At 34.2% G+C, this 2,209-nt stretch carries 1 protein-coding gene; it reads left to right on the forward strand.

All coding sequences use genetic code 11. From position 1 onward, the window contains the following. On the forward strand, window positions 1–2,151 hold a 2,151-nt coding region (locus tag DMC01_RS12235), incomplete at its 5' end, for an Eco57I restriction-modification methylase domain-containing protein (protein ID WP_185908941.1). Between the last annotated feature and the right edge of the window lie 58 nt (window positions 2,152–2,209).

The following is a 2,209-nucleotide window of genomic DNA, read 5'->3' on the forward strand; positions in this document are numbered from 1 at the left end:
GGCGTAGATATAAACGAAAATTCAGTTGAGATTTGCCGCCTTCGCCTTTGGATAGAATTACTAAAAAATTCATATTATTTACAAGATGGAGACGAGGGCTTTGACGCAAATTTATCCACTCAAATCCATCAAATGCAAACCCTGCCAAACATTGATATAAACATTAAATGTGGAAACTCCCTTGTAAGCTATTTCGAGCTAAAGCACTCACTTTCTCACTACCCAAACATAAAGGCTCGCATAAACAAATACAAAATCGCAGTTTTAGACTACAAAGAGGGCTTTTTTGAGGACAAAACCCACATACAAAAAGAGATAAAAGCACTCAAAGAGGGATTTCGCACCTTTTGTTTTGCGGACAAATTCAAAAAAGAGGTTAAAGCCTTTGAGAAAAAATGCGAGGCTTATTCTAAAAAATACGGCAATTTTTTGGCAAAAGATGATGAGAATTTAAGCCTTTACATAGCACAAGGTTTTGGCTTTTTTGAATTTGATGAGAACGAGGCAAGGGCTGAATTTAAAGCACTTAAAAAGGACTATGAAGGCATTTTTAAGCTAGAAAGCAACAAGCCCTTTGAATGGCGTTTTGAATTCCCTGAGCTTTTAGACGAAAAAGGCGACTTTATGGGCTTTGATTTAATCATAGGAAATCCGCCTTATATCAAGGAAATGGACAATAAAAAACTTTTTGAATTCACTAAAAATTTACGCACTTATCAAGGCAAAATGGACATTTGGTATCATTTTGTCGGTAGGGGCTTTGATTTGTTAAAAAATCAAGGCATTTTAACCTTTATCGCTACTAATAATTGGACGACAAATGCAGGGGCGAAAAATTTGCGAAATGTGATTTTACAAGAATCGCAAATTCTAAATTTGGTTGATTTTGGTTCTTATATGGCATTTGATTCAGCAAGTATTCAAACTATGGTTATGGAATTTAGCAAAACAAAGCCTCCAAAATCTTACACGATAAATTATGCCAAAATAGAGAACAAAAACCCTACTTGCGAACATAGAGAGGCTTTATTGCAAAATAAACCTTTTGAGGATAATCTTTATCTTACGCCTACAATCACACCCAAAATAAGCCTTAATAATGCCTTGACATTTGCAAATTCTAAACAAGATGAATTGCTGAATAAAATTATAAAAAACGGCGAATTTCGGTTAAAAGCCGATGAAATGACAAATGGAATACACCCACATTATGATTTTATAAACAAAAAAATAAATTTCGAGCATAATAATAAATTCACGGACGGAGAAGGTATTTTTGGATTATCTACGCTAGAAAAAGAAAGTTTGAATTTAAGCAATGCTGAAAATAAACTTGTCAAACCATATTTTGATAGCAAAAAATTCACAAAGTATTATGCTAATCCTAAAAATACACTTTGGCTGATATATACTGACTCAAAATTCAAAAATCCAAATTCTATGAACGAATATCCAAACATTAAAAATCATTTAGACAAATTCAAAAATGTCATTACTTCCGACAACAAACCTTACGGACTTCACAGGGCAAGGAATGAAATTTTTTTCACAGGACAGCCTAGAATTGTAGCTTTGCGAAAATGCGTAAATGCTCCGTTGTTTAGTTATGTGGATTTTGATTGTTATGTTTCGGCGGCATTTTACATTATTAAAACCGAGAGATTGAATTCTAAATATCTAATAGGCATTTTAAATTCAAAACTCATAGCCTTTTGGCTAAAACATAAGGGCAAAATGCAAGGCAATAATTATCAAATAGACAAAGAACCGCTTTTAAAACTCCCCATCCCCAAAATAAATTCCAAAAATTCAAAAATCGCTGATAAAATTGTGAATTTAGTGGAGCAGATTTTGGCTTTAAAAAATCCTTGTCATACTGAGCGAAGCGAAGTATCTCAAGAAAATAGAGATATTTCGGCTTTTGCAAAGCCTCAATATGACAAAGACACAAACCCTCAAGCCGATTTATTTAACCTGCCTAATACCAAAAACACCAAAAAAAGCAAACAAAGCAAGGGCATAGATTACCACGAGCCCAGCAGCTCTCACAATGACAACACAAGCAAACTCGAACAAGAAATCGACACATTAGTCTATGCCCTTTACAATTTAAACGAAAGCGAAATTCAGCTGATAGAAAAAGGCATATAAAAAAGCCAAGCAAACCAAAAGTCCCTTGCAAGTGAGGCAATCCAAAATCCCCCTTCCC

The organism is Campylobacter troglodytis (assembly GCF_006864425.1).
Classification (GTDB): domain Bacteria; phylum Campylobacterota; class Campylobacteria; order Campylobacterales; family Campylobacteraceae; genus Campylobacter_D; species Campylobacter_D troglodytis.